This window comes from Ruegeria arenilitoris (assembly GCF_013030265.1).
Classification (GTDB): domain Bacteria; phylum Pseudomonadota; class Alphaproteobacteria; order Rhodobacterales; family Rhodobacteraceae; genus Ruegeria; species Ruegeria arenilitoris_E.
The window spans coordinates 280,050-300,740 of the sequence record NZ_WPZQ01000007.1; the positions used below are offsets into that span (position 1 = coordinate 280,050).

The window sequence follows — 20,691 nt, forward strand, 5'->3', positions numbered from 1 at the left end:
ATAAAAGACGTCAAACCTCGTCGCAGGGATTAGGGAGGGTCGCGATCGGCATCGAAAGCAGCCATTAGCTTGATGGCTTTCCGCAAAACGTTGACGTGCTAGCACAATAAATCTGAGGCGCAGATTACCAAGTTGGTTTCACACACAGCGTATCAAACACGCTCAACCGAAAGGGACCAAGAAATGAAAAAGACACTGATTTCATCCGTCACCGCCTTCGCAATTGTTTTGAGTGCTGGAATGGCGATGGCGCACCCGTCGGGTGGTCACGGGCACCACGAGCATGCTCAGGATCTCAACTCAGCCGCATCGCAGACACGCGATCACACCGATGTAAAATCTGACAACAATCAAACCAAAAAAATGTCTACTGATGCAGCCACCAGTGAACAGTCAATTTCTCTTTCGTCAACGCCACCTAGCGGCAGCTATCAATGGAGCCATGACTACAATAATTATTAATAAGTGCGGCTTGAGATCATCTGAACGAGAGCGCAAAAAACTTGCCAAGTTGACCACAAGCCGATCCAGCCGAAAGGCTAGGTTTGTGATCAACTTGCCTGCTCTAGTTTTCGGAGTTGACCAGGTAAGGGCTCTTTCCAGCCATTCTCTGGGAGTTAAGTGAAAGGCTGCTTCCTAATTGTTCGGTTAGAAAATCGAGGATTCTAGAGTCTCAAAAATTCAAACCTCTAAGAAATCAATTTTATTCTAACCGCAGTCTCACCACTAAGGTGATCCGACAACCATTGTCTGAGTACGTAAATAATGGGACCGAATTATTGAGACTCGCTTCCCAACGAATTCAACACCTAGAGATTTTTGCGCTTTTTGAGTGTTTCGACGGTTCAAGCGCTTCAAATCGACGTTAAACAGAAAACTAATGAGCCTCTTCACGATCTGGAAACAGGCGCTGTGTGTCTTGCTGGGACTTGGTTGATCGGCAGAATACCCTGCCCCAGCACACGGCCCAAAGCGGCCATTTGCGCCAGCCGCATCGAAGGTCTGGTTCGAGCTCAATCTACCTCGTGCCGCGCGATGAACAAATGTCTGCGATGACATCTTTTTTGCAAGTACGGTCCTGCTCTTTTTCGGCGCTCTAAGCTATGGAGACGGTCAAATTCGCGCCCGACGGTCCGTCACAAAATACGACGCAGCTTTCAACGAAGGTCTGAACCAGTTTTCGTTTCGGTCCTGGTGCAAACCCGAGCGAAAGGGTGACGCCGCTGTTGCTGTCCCGGATTGGCAGGCAGCGTACGTCGTTTCCTGTATAGGTCGGTACGTCACGTGGTTTCATGTTCAACAGGGAAATCCCAATCTTTGAGGCGACAAGCGAGCGGACCATTTCGGTCGAATTGGTGGTTGCCACGACGCGAGGGGCTCCTCCGCCCTGTTCAAGAAGTTCCAGATAATACCCACGCGCAGCGGGTCGGTCCAAAAGGATCAAGGGCTCGGCCACGATTTGGGGCACGCTCACTGTGTTTTGCTGAGCGAGCGCATGGTCCGTTGGACACAGGCAATACGTAGGGGCATGGAAAATCGGTTGCGTTGCGATTTGCGGATTGGGCAGCTCTTCAACGAACAGGATCACATCGAACTGCCCGTCCACCAAACCGGTCTGGACAAAGTTGTTGTCGCCCTCAGTCAGCGTGAATGTCACGCCAGGATTGGACTGCTGCATTTGTGCTGCAAGCATGGGTAAAAATGCTGGAGCAATCGGTGCGTTGTATCCGATGCTAAGATTTCCAGAAAGGTTTGATTGGAGATCGGAAATGCTTGTGAGCAAAGTATCGTACCGTTCCAATAAATCATCAATATGCCGTCCGACATCGCGGCCCGCGGCGGTCGGAAAGACGCCCTTGGCCCGCGCTCGCGTGACAAGGGCCATACCGAAAACGGCTTCGGCCTGATCCAACGCAGCGGCGATTGCCGAGGGTGTCACGTTGGTGGCCTGTGCCGCTCCCGTGATGCTGCAATGCTTCAATGCAGCCTGCACGTAACGCATCGCACGGATTGAGAGTGTCATACCAATACCTCAGGTATTTTGAGATTATACCATACATAAAACAATTTTTCGGAGATTAGAACATTTGGCAGAGTGCCAGCCAGAAACACAAAGGAGTCTGACATGAAAACCCGGACCAAAGTTGTCGTCATTGGTGGCGGCATTGCGGGTTGCTCGACCCTGTATCATCTCACGCAAGAGGGATGGTCTGATGTGGTCCTGGTTGAACGTGATGAACTGACGTCGGGCACCACCTGGCATTCGGCGGCTCAGGTCACGAATTTCGGCTTGACCCAGACGATGGTTGGCCTCAAGTCCCACTCCATCGCCCTTTACAAGAAACTACGGGACGATCCCGACTATCCGGTTGGCTATCACCACGGTGATGGCGGTATTCGCCTGGCTAATACAGAAGAACAGATGCAGGGGTATCGCCACTTTGCGTCAATGGCACGCGGGATGGGTGTTGAGTATGAAGTTATCGACGCCGAGGAATGCGCCCGCCGCCACCCGCTCATTTCGACTGAAAAGCTTTTGGGCGGCCTTTGGGATGGCGAGGACGGTGACATTGACCCTGCCCAGCTATGCCAGGCGCTCGCGTTTCATGCGCGCAAAGCCGGTGCAGAAGTCTATCGCAATACTCCGGTCACCGCGCTGACCCAGCAAAGGGATGATACGTGGACCGTCCACACCGAGCATGGTGACATCGATTGCGACATCGTGGTCAATGCAGGCGGATACCGCGTGAACGAGATTGGCCGGATGATGGGGGTGGAGCATCCCGTGGCGTCGATGGAACATCAGTATTTCATAACCGAGGATATCCCGGCGATTGCAGAGGCCGGGCACCGTATGCCTCTCCTACGCTGCCCGATCTCGGACTATTATTCCCGCCAGGAAAAGGACGGTTTGCTGGTCGGGTTCTACGAACAGGATTGCAAAACCTGGGGGATGGACGGGATCAGCCCAAGCTTTTCGAACGATCTATGTCCTGATGATCTGGATCGTGTGATGGACGTGCTGGAAGGCGCGTTCAAACGCATGCCTGCCTTGGCCGAAGTCGGGATCAAGCGGATCGTGAATGGCCCGATCACCTACACAATCGATGGTGCGCCCTTGGTTGGGCCGATCCCCGGAAAGCGCAACGCCTACTGTATCATCGGCCTGCGTGCTGGGTTGGGCGAAGGGGGCGGTCACGGTTGGCTTCTGGCACAGCAGATTGTGCATGGCGAGGCGTGCTATGACACTTGGGTGATCGATCCGCGCCGCTTCACCGGTCATGCAACCGTCGAATTGACTGCGCTCAAAGCGATAGAGGATTACCAGAACGAGTTTCGCTTCCATCTCCCGCACGAGCATCGCCCCGCAGGACGTAATGCGAAAACAACACCTCTGACGCCTGTGCTAGCAGCCGAAGGCGCGGAATTCACGGTTGTAAATGGCTGGGAGCGTGTGGACTACATCAAGCCTTCGCCTGCGTTTCATCCATCGCTAAGCTTCAATTTTGATGAGACGTTCGATGTCATTGCTGCCGAGGTCGCCAATGTTGCAACGAATGTAGGCTTGGCAGAAGTGAATGGTTTCAACCGTATCGAGATCACCGGAAAGGATCGTCACGCTTTCCTTGACCGCATGATCTGCGGGAACGTTACTAAACGAGATGGCCGCGTCGGGCTGGGGTATCTGTTGAACGAACACGGGTGCATCAAGGGCGAGGCTACGGTTGCCAATCTATCTGCCTCGGAGCGCGGGCCAGACAGAGTCTGGTATGGCTCAGCTGCCGCGTCTGAATACCATGACATGGATTGGCTCACTTTGCATTTAAGGCAAGACGAGGATGTGCAACTTCGCAGCCTGACCAACGATCATACAATACTGGTCCTCGCCGGGCCAAAGGCACGGGCGGTCCTGTCTGACTGCGCGCGCGGGAACTGGTCTTCGGACGCATTCCCGTGGTTGTCGGTCCGTGAATGCTGCATCGGGTTCGCACCTGCAGTGGTGATGGGGGTGAGCTTTTCAGGGGAGCTGGCATATGAAATGCATGTGCCGAATGCATCGCTTTATGCAGCTTACCTCGCTTTGCGCGAGGCCGGGCGGGCGCATGGTTTGGAACTCTTCGGCGCGCGCGCCATTGAATCCATGCGCATGGAGAAGGGGTTCCTACATTGGAAAGCCGACCTGATTACCGAATTTGACCCGTTCGAGACGGGTCTTTCACGGTTCGTGAAGCTGGAAAAACATGACTTTGTCGGCAAAAAAGCCCTGCTGGAACGGCAGTCCGCTGGACCGAAAAGAAAGCTAGTCACGCTGAAGATCGACACCACTCAAGCCCCAGCACATCCGGGCTCATCACTGATGCAAGACAACGCGGTGGTTGGCACCATCACGTCCGGCGAATACGGCCACCGTGTCGGAATGAACCTCGCATACGCGTTCGTAAAACCCGATTGCGCCACCTCCGGATCAACACTACTGCTTGACCTATGCGGAGAAGACATTGCAGCGCATGTGATCGATAACTCACCTTATGATCCCAATTTCGAACGCATGCGGAGTTGACCAGTACTTCTAGGAAGGATTTCCAAAAGCAGACTTTGAACCAGCCGCAGCGAAAGGAAGTTTCGTCCGCATAGCGGCCATCAGAAATTTGGTTTTGAACGTCCGGAACGTCCGGTTTGCGGTCTGCTGCATGTGCGAAACACGGAAAAGGGATCAACGGCAGGTTGGGGTTCTTATCTCCCATCGATGCCCACCGCATAGAAAGGCGGCAGTGAGCCCAAAGTTACCCTTGGTCTGCTGTTCCAACCGGATCGTACCAAACTAAGAACTGGTCACCGAGTTCGGTTTGAATTGTTTTGAGAATAGCGTGCGCTTCGACCTCGAACTTGTCAAAGTCATTCTTTGACCAAGGACTAGGCCCACCCGGATCTGCCCAATCTAGAGCTGTATCGTGAGCAGTTATGAGTTCAATTAGCTTCGCCTTTGTCTCGTTTGATAAAGGCAAGGAACTCTCCAAGTCTGAATAACCCCCAAATGCGGATTGAGTCGCTTCATTCATGCCCCACAAACACGGCCCTCCCCACTCAAACATTAGTCGAACTTCGAATTGCGCCATAGAATAGGCCAAGCCCTCTTTTGCTGAGCGTTGTTTCGGTTCTGCTAACGATAAAATTACAACTTTGTCAAAGTCGGCAAAGTCCGCTTATCTGCCATCCGACACCGGACTCTGAACTTCCGAAATATGCGGTTTTCGACGTGCCGCACATGCGAAAGATCGATGCTTGTTAAACGGCAGGAATGGGTTCAAACGAGCAGTTGGGCCATGTCGCAGAGAATGACGGGGGTGAGCCCACGTTTGTCTTGAAATCTTGATAGTCAGCTTTGCGAACGGCAGAACTAGCCTGTGCTGGCGCTACGCAGCGCCTTACGGATGTAGGTGTTGGCGGACCGAAAATGTGATGGACCAGATGCCTCGGCAAACCGACCTAGGGACCATTTACCGGTCCATGCGTGCACCCCACTTGAGTAAAGCGTGACATCGTCTTGAGCTTCGATAAAACGACGCAGTTTATCGCAGGCGGACTCAAACTCCGAGAGCAGGCCAGCCCAAGGTGTCTCGTTGCCTCTCGCATACAGTGATGCGTTGTATTCTTTGAGTTGGTTCCATTTATAGCCCTTGGCTGGCACATGAACCTCGCGCCCCGCAACGCCATCTTCGTACCAACCGTAGAACATGCCCATCCAATGGGTTCGGTGAGCGATGACACCTTTGATCGTGGTTTCGTCTTCAGGGGTCGACAAACAGGAATGCGCTTCATCGACGCTATCGAGCGTCTTGCGTAGCTTTGCCAATTCCTTGTCGAAGACGGCAAGCAAATCGGTCTTGTTCGTTGCTGCAGGCATTGCTTAACACTACACCATTCAACCGGTTGGTTTCTTGATTTGGGTCAATGGCACTTGGTCTTGTCTGACTAAGCAGTAGCGACTTTTTAAGTAGATGCAGCGAGAGGCCTTTCTCCCGCCATTTGCCGCCTAGAATTGAATGTCTGGAATGTGCAGTTCGCTGCGTTGGCAGTATCGAGCATCATGAATGGCAGAAATGCGAAAAATTATGCTTTCCCGTTCTTAGCGAGCACCCTTGGTGGAATTTCTTGCATATATCGACAAAGGTCGTGGGTGAATAAACATTCAAACCTTCGATTTTTATGAACTATCCCCGCAAAACCTCTGTATACTATCAAAGGTATAGCCTCGTTGTAGCACTAGAGGAGATGACTGATGGAGGCCAGCGGCCAGGCAAGTGTAATACGAAGCAAACAGAACGGTTTTTTCATTAAGTTCATATTGGGCAACTTGGCTTGTTTTTTTATGCCAGTCGGCACACACGCTCAAAGCTCACAGGCGTGCGTGGAGTTAGGTTCTCCCCGGATTGAGTATTCATCAGGTTCTGAAAGCACTCTAGTTAACCAAACAATCTCGACGACCGAGCGAACGTGCCTACCGATCCCAAACGGACCCATAACAGGATTAACAATTGGAAACTCCACCATCACGTCCTCTGGTGAAATAGAGTTGTATGTTCCTGGCCAAAATACCGTTCCGAGTAATGCTTCAGTGTTAACTCTTCTGAATGTTGATGTCGCGGCGGGAAGCGGAGACTTTGTTTCCCGGGAGGCCTTGGCAACAAACATCAACGGGAAGCTCAGAGTGAACCTCATTGGAACTTCGATTGGTTCCGGCAGATCAATGACGTTCGCTCCGTTCAACGGCGCGAATATCGACCCCACTGAAGTTTACTTCCAGTCAGATCGTCCCTTAACCTATGACAACCTGACTGTTATGGGAGCTACCGAAGTAGTTTTCGGGGCGTACTATATCCAAACTCGGGTCGCCGAGGCCTCCGATTTCACACTTAAGAATAGTTCGATTTCTTCAACCAGCGATATTGCGATAGCGGCAGGCACGACTGTTCGGCTTGATGCCACAAGCAGTTTGAACACCGTAAATTTTGAGAATTTTGGTACGCTGGCCGGAACGGGAACCGTAAACGCATTCAACTTCACAGTTAAGAACGGAGGGGTGCTTTCGCCGGGCTTTTCAATTGGTACGCTCAACAATAGTGGCGGAATCGCCTTTGAAACTGGGTCAAGGCTTATAAGTGAAGTCGACCCGACGGCCGGTCAGAAAGCTGACTTAGTGTCATCCAGTGGCCCGGTGACAGGAATTAACCGCGCTACCATACAAGTCGAAGCCGCTCGTCCCGGTTTGACTGCGCAGGACTATGCTGCTGGCAACAACTACACGGTTTTTCAAGCCTCGAGTTTTGATGGAGATTCGCCAACACTTGTTGCAGGTGGCTCTCTTCCGGCTTTGTCCCATCTGACGATAGCGAATACGCCCTCTGCAGATGGTCAGATTGATATTGCTTTTACCGCGTTGCCAGTCTCAAGCTTACCGCAGAACCCGGTAGTTACCAATTCGCCAAATGCCAGCAACCTTGCTGGTGCGGTTGCCAACACCACAAACACGTCGCCTGGTACGGGGCTTACTAATGGCTCAACAATAGGTACCGCTGTCAATACTCTCACCAATTCAGGCTTAGCTGGGTTTAATCGTGTGCACGCTGAACCTTACTCCTCCAACCTGACCATTGGGCTTGAGCAACTAGACCTTATAACCAACACTGTGCTGAGCCACGCTGACTGCCGCAAGTATCAATCGGTTGGTTTCAACAATCAGGACAGACCCGTTGCCTCAGGTGGCATCGACCCGGTCCAGAGTCCTAGTGGCGCAATAGACTGCTCTGATCGACGCTGGTGGATCGACACGGCCTATGTGAGCGGGGACGTTGATGGAAGCAACGGTCTTGGGACATTCGACTATTCGCTGGGCACCATTTTGGTCGGAGCGGATGTCGCAAGTACCGATAGAGGTGTGGTCGGCGTGTACGCAGGCTTCGGGACATCCTCCATGGATGAGCACGATCAAGTCGATCAGGACTTCTCGACCGACAGCTATCACGTGGGCGTCTATGGGCGTACAATAACCGGAACCTGGGAGTTTTCCGGGCTGATCGGTTACATGTTCGGTGACACCGACGCCAAGCGGAACAACCCTTCCGTTGATGGCTTTACTGGAGGCGAGGCAAAGTCAGATTTGGACCAAGAAGGTATTCACGCCGGCCTCCAAGCACGCAGGTTGTTTAACCTGGACAGCGGCGCAAGAGTTTCTGCAGTTTTTGGATTGAACTACGGACGCATTCAACAAGGGTCTGGAACAGAGACCGGAGGTGGCGACTTCAACTATTCAATTGATAAGGCGGATGCAGAGTCCCTAGTCGCTTCCATTGGCTTCGATTATCAACAGGACTTTTTGACTGACAACGGACTACTCACCCCTATAGCCTTTGCCCGTTACGAATACGACTTCTTTGCCAACAAGGATAGTGAGCATGAAATCACTGTTACTAGCCCGATATTTGGGACATTCACGCAAGTCGGGCAGAACCGAGGCGCTAACGGGTTCGTTCTTGGTTTGGGGCTAGGGTATCAAATCTCCGAGCAAGCAAGACTAACAGCAGGGTACGGCTACTCGGTACGTTCGAACGGCCAAGAGCATGGCTTGGGTGCAAACCTTAGCGTTCGGTTCTGATTGAACTGTAGAGGTTTGTTCTCATATGTCTCATGACATGCATCGACCACCGTTGATGTTACATCTAACTGTGAGTCTTAGCCATCGGGAGTATTGTCGACTTAGTTCGAAATTGTCCTTCACGATATGAGTGTCTTTACCGGTTATTCAAACCGTACGAATGAAGACGCGGCGGTCAAGAAATCAGAGAACGGCAGCGATGGACTCTAGTGTCCTATCGACGCCCACCGCAAAGAAGGGCAGCGTTGAGCCCAAATCAACCAGTGTTTTCAGGCGCACGAATGGTTGCTTTTTCGTCAAGCCGCTGGTTCGCGAACAGACGCAATACTACTAGCTATGGATATAAATGAGGTCGAAAATGAGTGCAGACTTGGGTGGTAAGTTCAGTTCTTTGCTTATGCTACAACTTTAGCACAACACCGTCCGTTCGCCCGTGATCGGTCCTCAAGTCGAGTATCTCGCTTTGTGCTACCCAATATTTTACTATGAACCGCGCTCCCAGGCACCAGTTATCAGACACGTCGCGAGCAGCCTGGATCCCATCAAATTTATGGAAGTTTTCATGGAGCCTTAGTTTCGAAAGGAATTCATGCCAACTTACTTTCTGTGAGGTAGATAACCCTTCTAAGTTGACATGTTGAGGGTAGGTTGTTTTCACATCCAGGGAAACTCTGCACTTCCAGTCCCAGCTAACGTTCCACTCAGTCACGGCAGCGTGCCCTTTAGGACCACGGGTCTTAATCTGGTTGAGCATTTCGGTATATTTCAACGCATCCACTTCATAGTGTGCGGTTTCTTCTTCAATGGATATTGGCCGCCCAATTCCCGCGAAATACACATAGCATCCGAACAGTGCCATTAGAACCAGAGCGGTAACGAAGAACTTCATCACAACCTCTTTTGAACGCAAGGGACGATCCGCCGGATACTCGGGTGGCCAAGCGGATAGACCTAGACGGCACGAGTGACAAGCCTGCGCAAACGCTTATCGGAGAATTCAGAGTGTTAGGATTGGGCATACTTTCTCATATCGTACCAGGAACATCTCTTGGAGCTCGATAAAGCAAGTTTGACGCCAAGAAGGGACAGAGCCAATGTCCGAGTTGAATCCAAAGCTGACGGAATATCTAGCGCCTGAACCTTTTGTAGAGAGCGTAAGGAAAAAACGTGCAAAACCACCCGATTGCAAAGAACTTTACAAGCGGGCTACTTACCAAATACCCGCCCAACCCCACAATACACGCCTGGGTTAAAATAATGTTCAGTGACTTAGGCCAGAAACTCCAAATCTCATGATACTTTGAAAGTAGTGAGTCATACTTTTCAATATTCATATCAAGCCTCAATCAAGTTTCGTTCGTTGATGGCTAACAGGATGGGTCTGCAAACTCAACGAACGGCAGTAAAGTCCGCTCACCAGCTATCTGCTGCCTTACTTTGAACGTCTGGAATGCACGGTTCGCGGCGTGCCGCACATGCAAAAGACTGATGTATGATCGATGACAATTAAGGGCTCTTGCCGCCAGTCCATGCACATCGCCAAGAACGCCAGAGATGAAGGAAAAACAGCATCCTATTGAGGCCGCATCCCGCACGCGCCTAGTGATGCATTCAACATTGGTAGTTACATTAAATGAGCCGTTTGCGCCCAGGCTTCCATCTAACATCAACATAAACAACCAAAACCTTTCATATTTTTAAGCTGACTGAAAAGACAGTTAAAAATCTTAGCACTCTACGGACCACTTAGTCGTTTGGTAACGAGGCGAGAGTTCTATGCTAAGTTTTGTTTTGCCCGTTTTGGCTGGCGTTCTTTTCGAACTAGGTCACTTGTGGCCCGCATTCTTTCTGGGTTCGGAGAGTGTATGGGCCATTTCAACTAACACTGCCCAATACTTGGCCCTCGCCTGCGTCGCCGCACTGAATTTCTTGCATAGAGGCGACAATCATTCTCCTGACACAAGCGCAAAAGCTGTGAAAGTGACATCAGATCTCAAATGTTCCGCCCTCCGGAGGACAGCTGACCTCCCTCGTTTGGATGACAGTTTAGTTGATGAGCTGTTTCTTCATGCCCAATTGGTGCGAAGTGACAGGACCGTAGTTCGACATTCGAATTCCGTGAACTCAGCGAGAATTGGATAGCAAATGTCGAAACCCAAAGGTGAGCCCACCTCTGTGCTGGCCAGATTTAACGAGAGATTTGGCTTAGTTCAGAGGCTCGTCATTACTATTCCACCTGCAAACAACAGAGCTCGTCCCGCCAATCACGCGTCCGGTGTGGTTCAAACCAACAATCCCAAGGCCAAAAAGGAGCCAAACATGTCATTGGACATTTCTAAACTAAGTGAAATCAAGGGTCTTTTGGGGGCCTGTCTCGTCGACTGTGATACAGGCCTTACTCTAGGCGCAGAAGGTGGTTCCAAGTTTGACCTTGATACTGCGGGCGCAGCGAATGTTGAAGTCGTCCGCGCCAAACTTCATGCGATCGAAGCTTTAAAGCTTAACGATACCATCGAGGACATACTGATCACGCTTGGCAAGCAGTTTCATCTGGTCCGCCCACTGGACAAAAACCCAAACATTTTTGTGTATGTCGCGTTAGACAAGAAGACCGCCAATCTGGGTCTAGCCCGGTTACAAGTGAAAGCTGTTGAAGAAACCTTGAGCCTCTAGTCTGCAACGATTTGCCAAATGGACTTAGCCATCCCGTTATGGCTGAGTTTACTTAACTTCGTATTTGTTAATGGGACAAGCGGATCCAGCGGCTTGATCAGAGGTCTTCTAATGAAAATACTCGTTGCAGAAGACGACAAAAAGACCGCCGACTTTGTAAATTCGGGGCTGAGGTCGAACGGTTTCAGTGTGGAGTGGTACGATGATGGTCGGGATGCGCTCTCATATTGTTTGTACAATGAATGTGACGCCATAGTCTTAGATCGTATGCTGCCAGGAATGGACGGCCTTTCCGTTCTAAAGGCCCTGAGGGCCGCAAAAAAACAGACCCCGGTTCTGTTCCTCACATCAATAGGAGACGTTCAGGACAGAGTTGAGGGTTTGACCGAAGGTGCAGATGACTACCTGGTTAAGCCTTTTCATTTTTCGGAACTCCTGGCGCGCTTAAACAGCATTATCAGACGACAACCGTCCAGCATTGCTACAACTAAGCTTCAAGTCCACGATCTTTCGATGGATCTGCTTAGCAGAGTGGTGAAAAGGCAAGATGTTACAATTGACTTGCTGCCCCGTGAATTTGCACTGTTGGAAGTTTTGATGAGAAATGCAGGGCGGATTGTGACACGCAACATGCTCTTGGAACAAGTATGGGATTACAATTTTGATCCAAGCTCTACAGTGATCGAAACGTATATCAGCCGCTTGAGATCGAAGATCGACAAACCTTTCGGGACGCCACTTTTGCACACGTCTCGAAACGTTGGGTACAGCCTTCATGGGCCGCTCTAGCATTCTCTCTGGTGCCCCGTTCCGGACGGCTTGTTTCGCGGCATTAATAGTCTGGATTATAACTGCTGTCTTTGGATACGCTGCCTACTTAGCCCTTGCAGACAGGCTCCGCGTTGATCTCCAGCAACAAATCCTCGACGAAGAGCTCCTGTTTCATGAGATTTTGCTGGATGGAGGCTCTGAAGCAGTTCAGCGAGCAATTGAACACTTAAATAATCCCAATCGAACTGGGCTTCACATGATCGCGCTGTTCGACCAGAGCGGTTCCGCTTTGGCTGGATCAATCGCAAAGTCACCCGACGAGATTGGTTGGCACGAAGTTGATCCGGATTTCGTCAAAATCGGTGGAGCATCCCCTGTTTATATGCTCCACACGTCTGAATTTCTTGGCTATCGCACGGTGGTTGCCCGAAGTCTAACATCACTAAATCAGGCATTGACAACGCTGTGGGAAGGGTTGCTCCTGCTGACGCTCGCGACAACCGCCTCTGTTCTGGGTCTCGGTTATTACTTCAGTTCTCAGAGTTTCCTGAGACTCGCTTGGGTTGAGAAAACTCTCAACCAGACTATCGAGGAAAGCGCCGTTGTTCGTCTTCCCGTCACAGATAAGGGCGACCATTTCGATCGTATTTTCCAGCTTGTTAACAGACGTCTCGACTGGGTTTTGAGTTTGCTCAACAGCACTCAATCCAACGCGGTCAAAATTGCCCGTGATTTAAAGGTGCCTTTGACGAACGGGTTCATTGCTTTGCAGCAGGTACATAGCGAAATTGAGTATGGTGGCGATCCGAGACCAAGCCTCAACGATTTAGAGTTCCACCTTAAACGCATTGGAACTGTCTTCGATACAGTGCTCAAAGTATCTCAAATTGAGGCAGGTACGCATGAGAACAACTTCAAAACAGTCAATCTGAGTGCGCTCGTTGAGAGTGTTGCAGAGGCGCTCTATCCCGTTGCGGTCGACGTTGGAAAACACATTACGGCTGACTACAACGCCGATACGATTTTGGTACGAGGCGACGAAAACCTGCTGAAACAACTGCTCGTCAATCTTGTAAACAATTCCCTCCGATATTGCCCTGCTGGATCTTGGATCAGGATTTCCCTAGTGGCCACGTCTGAGGCGATACAGCTGGTTGTTGAAGACAACGGACCTGGGGTTCCGGAACCACAAATCGACAAGATTTTTGACGCTTTTTTTCGATCTGACCATCCAAGAAACGACACCGGAAATGGGCTTGGCCTATCGCTTGTGAAGGCCGTCGCAATGCGACACGGGGCAACAATCACCGCAGTAAACAAAAGGCCGGGACTGCGAATTTGTGTGAGCTTTGGGAGGTCTCCGATTGCAGCATGAAACAGGCCGAAAAATTGTACAGCCCAGACTTCTAACCATCACCCGGACCACTCAAACCTGAAAGCTTAACTTTTTGATCGGAAACACAATGATGAAAAATACAATATTCCTAATGGCACTCTTGCCTGCGAGCACGGCGTTGGCGGACGAGACTGAATTCCAATGCAAGTCAGAAACAAACGGAGAAGTAATTCAGGTCTTTCAAGATACCGATCTCTCAGAGGCGCGACTGATAGTACAGAACATAGAAGGTATGGCTTCCGTCGCGCACGGCCTGGACGGTGTTACATTCATCCACATAAAGCCCGACGAAGTCTGGACGATGGTGCTGCACTTTCCAACTATGACTTATGAGTTGTCCACGCATGGTGCCAAATCGTTCGAAGATCACGGGCATTGCACAAAGGGTGGATGATCAAGTTAAATCGCTCGATGCTCATAACAGCAGACCGCAAAAGCTTTTCAGAATCGTAAGGTTGATGAAAACTAATTGGCAAGTTCAAGTTGCAGAAGATGCCATCAGGTTCGAAACCGAATACTCGACTGAGGAAGCACTCGTAACCCTCCTGAAGGGTGCTACCGGTGCCGTGTGGGCACGGCCACTCACTCGTAAACAAGCTTCCCTCAGTCAAAACAGCGCGCCCTTCCTCCCCCTCGGAGGGGCGCGTTGCAAACTCATCGAAACCCACTTTCCTTTGCTTAATGAAATGGGCGAAGAACATCTTGTATGTTGGTTGTCAAAAGTGGACCGATGTGCGCCGACAAGTGCAGCTTGTACGAATGCTAGGGCGTTGACCTTTTCAAACTTGGCCCGGACTGCATCACCAGTGTTGCAACACATCCAGCCAAATTCCCCATTTTTCCACAAAAATAGCGGCTAAAACCTTCGGATCACACACTTGACCGGCCAGAACAGGTTTACCGTTAGCCAAACCATATGGGGTCGCCAGATAAACCGGATGAAAGACTAATGATACGCTCAAATATTGTATCTGGATCTGCCTTTACTACGGCATTGTATGCAGCGGTGGTAATCCTCCTTTCAGTTACAGCACTGGCATTTTTAACATTTGAAAGAATTCGTGGCGATTTGCAGCGGGAAATGGACTCGTTGTTGATTGATGAAATGCGCTTCATTCAAGAGATTCTGGACGATAACGACAACGATTCCGATGTCGTGCAAGCGATTGATGACGCGACTCTCTGGTTGCCTTTCGACACCAGTTTGATTGGCCTCTTCGATAGTCAAGGGAAGCGTTTGGCTGGAAATATCGACGAATACCCGTCCTTTCGGGGTTGGGGTGAAATCGAAGATGATGGGATTATTCTGGGAGGTAAAAAGCGTATCCATAGGGTAAATGTACAAACTTACCGCGGCTTTGTAATCGTCGTTGGTCGCGATCTTGCATTTGTAAAAAGCACACTTCGATCGTTGGCCTGGTCTTTGGTAGCGATCGGGTTGGGAGCGACTTTGTGCACACTGTTGGTCGGCTATATCTCCAGCATAAGAACATATCGTAAACTCGATCAAATGGCGAAAACGCTCAATAAGGTCTCAAGAGGGGAAGTCAAAGCAAGACTCCCAGTCGGGAAAAACAATGATCAGATAGACCGGATTGCTCGGCTAATGAACGGCCATCTCGACAACCTGACAGTTTTGATGTCCACGACGCGATCGGCCGCTGCCGCCATCGCACATGATCTGAAAAACCCGCTCACCCACGCTTATATCGCGCTTCAGGAAGCGAAGGATTCATTGCGTTCGGATGGTCAATCCATGGAACCGATCAACCAGATTCAATCTGAACTTGATCGTCTCAAATGGACATTCGAAACAGTTTTGCGGATCAACCGCATTGAAGAAGGAAACAATTCCAAGGCGTTCAGCTATCTGGATTTGAGTAGATTGGGTCGAGAAGCTGTTGAGAATATGATCCCGCTTGCGGAAGTGAAGAGCCAAAGTCTCGCTTTTGTGGATAACCAATCGGGGCGTACACTAATCGAAGGCGATGAGGGTATGCTGAAACAGCTCTGTGCAAACCTCTTACAGAACTCAATTGATCATTGCCCGGAGAATTCCAGAATTCTACTGACTGTTGAACAAGAAGAAAGTACCATTACTCTTTCGGTAATTGACAATGGCCCCGGCGTTCCCGAAAACTCACTGAGTAAGCTTTTTGTGCCTTTCTATAAGCTAGACACTGAACGGAACAGTATTGGGAACGGTTTGGGTTTGGCGCTGGTGAAAGCTATTGCAGATCATCATTCAGCGCTCTTAGCGGCTACAAACAATTCACCTGGATTCACGGTTTCAATTCAGTTCGAAGTTGCGTAGTAAGCCTTTACATTTGAGCAATTCCGCCATGGCGTTTTGGGTTCTGGAAAACATGATCTCAATCCGATTGCGGCGTTTGTAGCAGCGCTTGTCGTATCGGACAGTTGTCCTGCGCTGTTTGTGGCCTGAGCCTACTTTTCTATGCTTGCCGCGGTGAACGTCGACTATGAGCCCACTATTCAAAATGCTCCGCGAATGAATGTCAGCTTTCCGCGGAAAGCGATCCAGTGGCCCCCGCCAATAAATGCTGCTCCCGCAATTTTCTGGGCGATGGCGGACTTGCTGCCATAGGACGTTTGGCTTCGCTCTATTTGCCGCAAGAGCGCAATGCGTGCATTTATCGGGCGTTAATCTCAGCAATCATAGCCTGACCAATTTCCGAAACCACCTGATTGCGAAGCGCGAAATCAGCATCACTTTCGGTGAGATAGATCGCTGCAAAGTAGTGAGCACCCTCCTCCGGCTCGATGAATGCAATGATCGCGCGGGAGCCATTGCCACCTGCCCCGGTCTTATCGCCAATCACCCAGCCTTCGGGAAGATGAGTCCGGATCAAAGCATCGGCTACCTGATCGTCAATCATCCACTGGCGTAACTGCGCCGCAGACGAAGGTTCCAGAACATCGCCTAAAAGCAACGCTTCCAATGTAGTTAGGACCGCCGAAGGTGTAGAGGTGTCCCGAGGATCTCCAGGGGCCGCCTCATTCAAAGCTGTTTCCCAGCGGTCCAAACGTGTGGTCTGATCGCCGATATAGCGCAGGAAGGCGGTCAGCCCCTCCGGACCGCCCACGGTATCAAGCAATAGGTTGCCTGCCGTGTTGTCGCTCAGCGCCACTGTTGCCTCACAGAGTTCGCCAACTGTCAGCCCATTTTGCAGGTGGTTCTCGGTCACCGGGGAATAGGTCACCAGATCATCTGCCGAATAGGTCACGCGACGGCTCAGATCTTCCTGCCCCGCATCCACACGCGCCAGAACCGCGCCGCACAGGAGGGACTTGAACGTGCTCGACATCGGAAACCGCTCTTCTGAACGCATGGAAATTTCCCAATCTGAAGAAGCGTCGCGCAGCACAACCCCGATGCGCGCATCAAGACGGTTTTCCCAAGTGGTGACAGTCTGTTGTAGGTGCTGCGCCCACGACGGAGCCGCAGTCCCTGCGATCAAAGCGGCACTCAGAACTGCCCAAACATAAGCCTTCATAGGTCTTCCCTACTTCCTTCTTGAAGACGTAAATTCTTGTCCCTTCAAATACGCTGAAAAGGCAAACCGCGAAGGTTTCTGCGATGATACGTCGTTCGAAAATCACTGTACTGTCATTGATACAATTCATGAGGATCGTGCTAAAATCTTTTCATTCGGCGCACAAACGACTAATTGTCAAACTCCGCATAAGAAAAAGTAATGCCTATGGATCGCCCCAACATCCCTCTCAATGCGCTGCGCAGCTTTGAGGCCGCTGCGCGACAGGGCAGTTTCACCAATGCCGCCGTGGAGCTTTGCGTGACCCAAGCGGCTGTCAGCCATCAGATTTTACGCTTGGAAGAGCAGCTCGGCGCAAAGCTGTTTCACAGGACATCCAAGGGGCTGCTGCTCACCCCGGAAGGTGAGGCATTACTGCCAGTTCTGACCACGAGTCTTGATCGCATCAGTGGCGTTTTGGATCGGTTCGCGGATGGTCGTTATCATGAAACGCTGAATGTGGGTGTGGTAACGACGTTTGCCGTCGGATGGCTCGCAGAACGCTTGATTGAGTTTGAAACAGCCCACCCAGGCATTAGTGTTCGCCTTTTTACGAACAACAATCGAGTCGACATTGCCCGCGAGGGCCTCGATCTGGCGATCCGTTTCGGTGCTGGTCGCTGGCCCGGACTGACCTCGCGTCCTTTGATGGAAACTCCGCTGACACCGATGTGTGCCCCCTCGGTGGCGTCAACACTCAAAGACCCCGCAGACTTGCTGAATCAAAGTTTGCTAAGATCTTATCGCGCTGATGAATGGCCCATCTGGTTTAGAGAAGCCGGTATGGTGTCCCCCTATATCGAAGGTCCAATCTACGATTCTTCTGTCGCCATGGCGGAGCTGGCGGCAAGAGGCTTTGGCGTGGCACTTTTGCCCTATGCCATGTTTGAGGATCAGATATCCGAGGGGCGGTTGGTGCTCCCTTTCGATACGGAAGTCACAACGGGGAGGTATTGGAGCACGCGGCTCTCCAACAAGGAGCCAACCACTGCCCTCGCGACATTTGAAGCCTGGCTTTGTAAAACAGCTATGTAACTCAATCTACCGCCCCTTATCATGTTCCTAACATTGCGGGACTCTTGGCTGATTTTGCCGCTCTTTGCACGGAGACCCGGTTCACTTGCGGGGCCTCGCTTTTTGCCTTGCTCTTCAGCGATCTACGCAGTGTCCTCAGCTATTCGGAGTTGTCTCAATAGGATGAGCGGGTATTTAAATACGACGCAATGTGACTGAATAGCAGACTATTGTGGTGTCGTAGCGTGAGCTTACTTTGTTGCGCTCAACTGTCAGTTACCGCCATGTATTGAATGTCTGGGATGCGCGGTTCGTAAATTGCCGCGATATAGAATATGGGCTCTTACCTCCAACCGATGACCTCCACTGTGAAGATTAGCTGTGAGCCCAAAGCAGAATTTGCTTTTCCGAAGCATAGTCTGTCTTTCTGAACTCTAGATTTGTACTTTAGTTGACCGCCTCCGCAACTACTGCAGTTGCAATATATCCGGAACGCATAGTTTTCTTTGTTCCGGCATTTTGTCTGCACCATCCGACCGTTTCAGTCGTTTCGGACCGTCTTTGACCTTAATCTTCGGTTTGGCTAGCGGGCCCTTTAAGGTCACTGGCCAGGGGCTTTTCGAAAGAGGTTCGCCAATCTTGCGGGGCTGTAGATTCAGGTCCAAAACCTTGCCCGCCATATCAACACCGCCGAAGACGACAACTTGGACATGATCTGTTTCTAGTGTGGTTTGTTTCGTCGAAATTTTTCCATTGGAAATACTGATAGGTGCGCGCAAACACACGATTGGCGCAACCTTTTGTTTCTTCTTGGTAAATACCCATGGGAGTACCCCCAACCCTGCCAGATCTAGAAGCTGGGTCTCGATCGAGCCATCACGCATTGAAACTGTGGCATTGCCGCTCATGCTATTAGCGAAATGTTTGGCTGAATCTGTTCCTCCGGTCACCGAAAAATCTGCATAGATCGTGCCGCTTGCGCCCTTTTTGAAGTTCAGGCTGTGAAGAATTTCATCTAGCTGCCAGCCACCTGCCTTGCCGGTCAACGTGAGCAGATGCGCGTCGTTCGACAGATCCATTTGCCCACTGACGTCGAAATGAGCGCCTCCGTATTCAAACTTCAGTGGTCCTGCCTTAAGCTCGTTTTTGTTGAGCGTCACTTCGCTTTGCAAACTGCTGATGCCCTTGGCACCTTCGATGTGCCGAAGGTCAACGTCGACATCCATGTCCATACCGGACAAGAGAATTGAGCGCCCGATAGGTTTAAGCGTTACATCTCTTAACGCGCCTTGGTCGCCCTCGTCTTCTTTCTTAGTTTCTTTCTCTTCCGGCTCTGGGCCGCCTAGTTTCCGCAACTGTGCGGCAGCCTGAACGATAGTTCGGATCTGATCTATCTTTATCAGGTCACTCTCAATGGAACCCTGAAGCACCGGGTCACTTGTTGCATCATCAAGATCGGCCATAATCTGCAAGATAGAGTCGGCGACCTCAACATTGGCACTCGCGTTCCAATCAGTGCCTTCGCTAACGAGGTTGATTTTAAGGCGAGCCTGCCCTGTTTCCACACGTTCAAGCGACAGTGCCTCCAAAAGGTCCGCTCCGGATGGGACTGAGACATCAATTGCCAAATCCAGATCCTCGAATTTGAGTACATTCTCGACAGTGCCATGCACCTCAAGGTTCCAGACGTCCGTATCGCTTGTCTTTCCATCCAAATTCGTCAGCGAAAGCTGATTGATGTCGCCGTTCAAATGGAAGTCACCGGAAAACCTGCCAAGCTGGTCGTCTGGTCCCAACAATTCTGGCGAGATCAAACTGCTTGCCGGTATGTCCATTAGGCCTTCTGCTGATATGCCTTGCAACTGAAGAGCGTCATCGACCGAACCGTTCAAAATGATAAACGGATCGGCTGGGTTCCCAATTCTAAGGTTGATGTTTCCGACCTTTAAGGCGCCTTCTGGTGTTCTGGAAAGCTCGGAGAACTTAATCGGTGGGGGGCCTTCGCCGGACGTGTCCAACGTGAAACCGTTGGTCTTTATGACCATTTGTCGCTGCGGCACCTGCCCAGGCACACTGTCGATAACCATGTCGACCGCGATAAGTTTAAGATCATATCGCGATGCGGCAGGGGCTGGTTCAGCATCTTCAGGGTATAACCGAATGCGGGTTGTCAACGATACGTCTTCCGGATTTCCCAGTTCCCCGATCTGCCCCGTCAGCGAAAGGCTTTGCCCGCCATCTAATTTCGCCAATACAGATAGGTCATCAATCCGTGCTACGCCGTCGACTGATGTGAATGTTGCGCCGATATTCCCTGTACCTTCCAAAACGCGGCTCAGCTTCAGGATATCAAGAAGCTGGCCAAGTTCGGCAATCTCTACGGTCGTTGCCACTTGCAGACCGTTCTCTTGAGGAACTTCCTCGGCGACAATCGAAATCTGTTCGAAGTTCACCGCCAACCGAAACGGGTCTTCCGTGGGGAATGTCGCGTTCAGATCAAACCTCTCTCCGTTCAGCGAACCGGTCCCGACTGCCGTCGCAACGTCGGTTTCCGTATCGCGCTTCAATTGCAACTCAGGAAGTTTCAGATCCAGCTCAAGCCCGTTTTGATCACTTTGATAAAGAACGGA

The 20,691-nt window shown here is 50.9% G+C and carries 14 protein-coding genes and 1 pseudogene; 9 read left to right on the forward strand and 6 right to left on the reverse strand.

The genetic code is table 11. The features are described 5' to 3' along the window. Window positions 1-183 precede the first annotated feature (183 nt). Window positions 184-462: a hypothetical protein gene (locus GOX61_RS14625; protein ID WP_170334860.1), complete on the forward strand. Its 279-nt coding sequence runs from the start codon at window positions 184-186 to the stop codon at window positions 460-462. A gap of 634 nt (window positions 463-1,096) precedes the next feature. Here the strand turns inward: GOX61_RS14625 and GOX61_RS14630 are convergent. Further along, the gene (locus GOX61_RS14630) at window positions 1,097-2,023 is read right to left on the reverse strand and encodes a LysR family transcriptional regulator (RefSeq protein ID WP_170334862.1); all 927 of its coding nucleotides are present in this window, start codon (window positions 2,021-2,023) and stop codon (window positions 1,097-1,099) included. A 102-nt stretch (window positions 2,024-2,125) separates the two neighbouring features. Between GOX61_RS14630 and GOX61_RS14635 the strand changes: the two genes are divergently transcribed. Further along, entirely contained in the window at window positions 2,126-4,561 is a 2,436-nt protein-coding gene (locus GOX61_RS14635; RefSeq protein ID WP_170334864.1) for a GcvT family protein, read from the forward strand. Between the two features lie 837 nt (window positions 4,562-5,398). Here GOX61_RS14635 and GOX61_RS14640 read toward each other — a convergent pair. After that, window positions 5,399-5,905 (reverse strand): ClbS/DfsB family four-helix bundle protein, encoded by a 507-nt coding sequence (locus GOX61_RS14640; protein WP_170334866.1) that lies wholly within the window; start codon window positions 5,903-5,905, stop codon window positions 5,399-5,401. A 375-nt stretch (window positions 5,906-6,280) separates the two neighbouring features. On the opposite strand from GOX61_RS14640, the gene GOX61_RS14645 reads away from it, so the two are divergent. Continuing rightward, window positions 6,281-8,653 (forward strand): autotransporter family protein, encoded by a 2,373-nt coding sequence (locus GOX61_RS14645; protein WP_254436875.1) that lies wholly within the window; start codon window positions 6,281-6,283, stop codon window positions 8,651-8,653. A 400-nt stretch (window positions 8,654-9,053) separates the two neighbouring features. Here GOX61_RS14645 and GOX61_RS14650 read toward each other — a convergent pair whose 3' ends face one another. Further along, a complete protein-coding gene (locus tag GOX61_RS14650) occupies window positions 9,054-9,542 on the reverse strand; it encodes a DUF922 domain-containing protein (RefSeq protein ID WP_170334868.1) in 489 nt (162 codons plus the stop codon). A gap of 1,256 nt (window positions 9,543-10,798) precedes the next feature. Between GOX61_RS14650 and GOX61_RS14655 the strand changes: the two genes are divergently transcribed. The 5 genes from GOX61_RS14655 (at window position 10,799) to GOX61_RS14675 (ending at window position 15,807) form a co-directional block, all read left to right on the forward strand. Further along, on the forward strand, window positions 10,799-11,326 hold the full coding sequence (locus GOX61_RS14655; RefSeq protein ID WP_217353872.1) for a roadblock/LC7 domain-containing protein: 528 nt from the start codon (window positions 10,799-10,801) through the stop codon (window positions 11,324-11,326). A gap of 111 nt (window positions 11,327-11,437) precedes the next feature. Further along, window positions 11,438-12,115: a response regulator gene (locus GOX61_RS14660; protein ID WP_155149619.1), complete on the forward strand. Its 678-nt coding sequence runs from the start codon at window positions 11,438-11,440 to the stop codon at window positions 12,113-12,115. Further along, a complete protein-coding gene (locus tag GOX61_RS14665) occupies window positions 12,102-13,472 on the forward strand; it encodes a sensor histidine kinase (protein WP_170334870.1) in 1,371 nt (456 codons plus the stop codon). Before GOX61_RS14660 ends, GOX61_RS14665 begins: the two co-directional genes overlap by 14 nt. Before the next feature lie 91 nt (window positions 13,473-13,563). Next, complete coding sequence (locus GOX61_RS14670) at window positions 13,564-13,887, forward strand: hypothetical protein (RefSeq protein WP_170334871.1); 324 nt, start codon at window positions 13,564-13,566, stop codon at window positions 13,885-13,887. 522 nt (window positions 13,888-14,409) lie between these two features. Beyond that, window positions 14,410-15,807 carry a sensor histidine kinase gene (locus GOX61_RS14675; RefSeq protein WP_217353873.1) on the forward strand — a complete coding sequence of 466 codons (1,398 nt, stop codon included), beginning with the start codon at window positions 14,410-14,412 and terminating at the stop codon, window positions 15,805-15,807. 33 nt (window positions 15,808-15,840) lie between these two features. On the opposite strand, the pseudogene GOX61_RS22365 reads toward GOX61_RS14675, so the two are convergent. Both GOX61_RS22365 and bla read right to left on the reverse strand, forming a co-directional pair. Then, window positions 15,841-15,933 (reverse strand): annotated as a pseudogene (locus GOX61_RS22365) (IS5/IS1182 family transposase); the annotation flags it as partial. Window positions 15,934-16,144: 211 nt separating this feature from the next. Continuing rightward, window positions 16,145-17,008 carry a class A beta-lactamase gene (gene bla, locus GOX61_RS14680; RefSeq protein WP_170334875.1) on the reverse strand — a complete coding sequence of 288 codons (864 nt, stop codon included), beginning with the start codon at window positions 17,006-17,008 and terminating at the stop codon, window positions 16,145-16,147. A 207-nt stretch (window positions 17,009-17,215) separates the two neighbouring features. Between bla and GOX61_RS14685 the strand changes: the two genes are divergently transcribed. Continuing rightward, the gene (locus GOX61_RS14685) at window positions 17,216-18,082 is read left to right on the forward strand and encodes a LysR family transcriptional regulator (RefSeq protein ID WP_170334877.1); all 867 of its coding nucleotides are present in this window, start codon (window positions 17,216-17,218) and stop codon (window positions 18,080-18,082) included. 446 nt (window positions 18,083-18,528) lie between these two features. On the opposite strand, the gene GOX61_RS22460 is transcribed toward GOX61_RS14685, so the two are convergent. Then, window positions 18,529-20,514 (reverse strand): AsmA family protein, encoded by a 1,986-nt coding sequence (locus tag GOX61_RS22460; protein ID WP_367646969.1) that lies wholly within the window; start codon window positions 20,512-20,514, stop codon window positions 18,529-18,531. Window positions 20,515-20,691: the final 177 nt, after the last annotated feature.

Excerpts from the sequence above, each read along its gene's own strand:
- GOX61_RS14625 (WP_170334860.1), top strand. The coding sequence starts at position 184 with ATGAAAAAGACACTGATTTCATCCGTCACCGCCTTCGCAATTGTTTTG.
- GOX61_RS14630 (WP_170334862.1), bottom strand. The coding sequence starts at position 2,023 with ATGACACTCTCAATCCGTGCGATGCGTTACGTGCAGGCTGCATTGAAG.
- GOX61_RS14635 (WP_170334864.1), top strand. The coding sequence starts at position 2,126 with ATGAAAACCCGGACCAAAGTTGTCGTCATTGGTGGCGGCATTGCGGGT.
- GOX61_RS14640 (WP_170334866.1), bottom strand. The coding sequence starts at position 5,905 with ATGCCTGCAGCAACGAACAAGACCGATTTGCTTGCCGTCTTCGACAAG.
- GOX61_RS14645 (WP_254436875.1), top strand. The coding sequence starts at position 6,281 with ATGGAGGCCAGCGGCCAGGCAAGTGTAATACGAAGCAAACAGAACGGT.
- GOX61_RS14650 (WP_170334868.1), bottom strand. The coding sequence starts at position 9,542 with ATGAAGTTCTTCGTTACCGCTCTGGTTCTAATGGCACTGTTCGGATGC.
- GOX61_RS14655 (WP_217353872.1), top strand. The coding sequence starts at position 10,799 with ATGTCGAAACCCAAAGGTGAGCCCACCTCTGTGCTGGCCAGATTTAAC.
- GOX61_RS14660 (WP_155149619.1), top strand. The coding sequence starts at position 11,438 with ATGAAAATACTCGTTGCAGAAGACGACAAAAAGACCGCCGACTTTGTA.
- GOX61_RS14665 (WP_170334870.1), top strand. The coding sequence starts at position 12,102 with ATGGGCCGCTCTAGCATTCTCTCTGGTGCCCCGTTCCGGACGGCTTGT.
- GOX61_RS14670 (WP_170334871.1), top strand. The coding sequence starts at position 13,564 with ATGAAAAATACAATATTCCTAATGGCACTCTTGCCTGCGAGCACGGCG.
- GOX61_RS14675 (WP_217353873.1), top strand. The coding sequence starts at position 14,410 with ATGGGGTCGCCAGATAAACCGGATGAAAGACTAATGATACGCTCAAAT.
- bla (WP_170334875.1), bottom strand. The coding sequence starts at position 17,008 with ATGAAGGCTTATGTTTGGGCAGTTCTGAGTGCCGCTTTGATCGCAGGG.
- GOX61_RS14685 (WP_170334877.1), top strand. The coding sequence starts at position 17,216 with ATGGATCGCCCCAACATCCCTCTCAATGCGCTGCGCAGCTTTGAGGCC.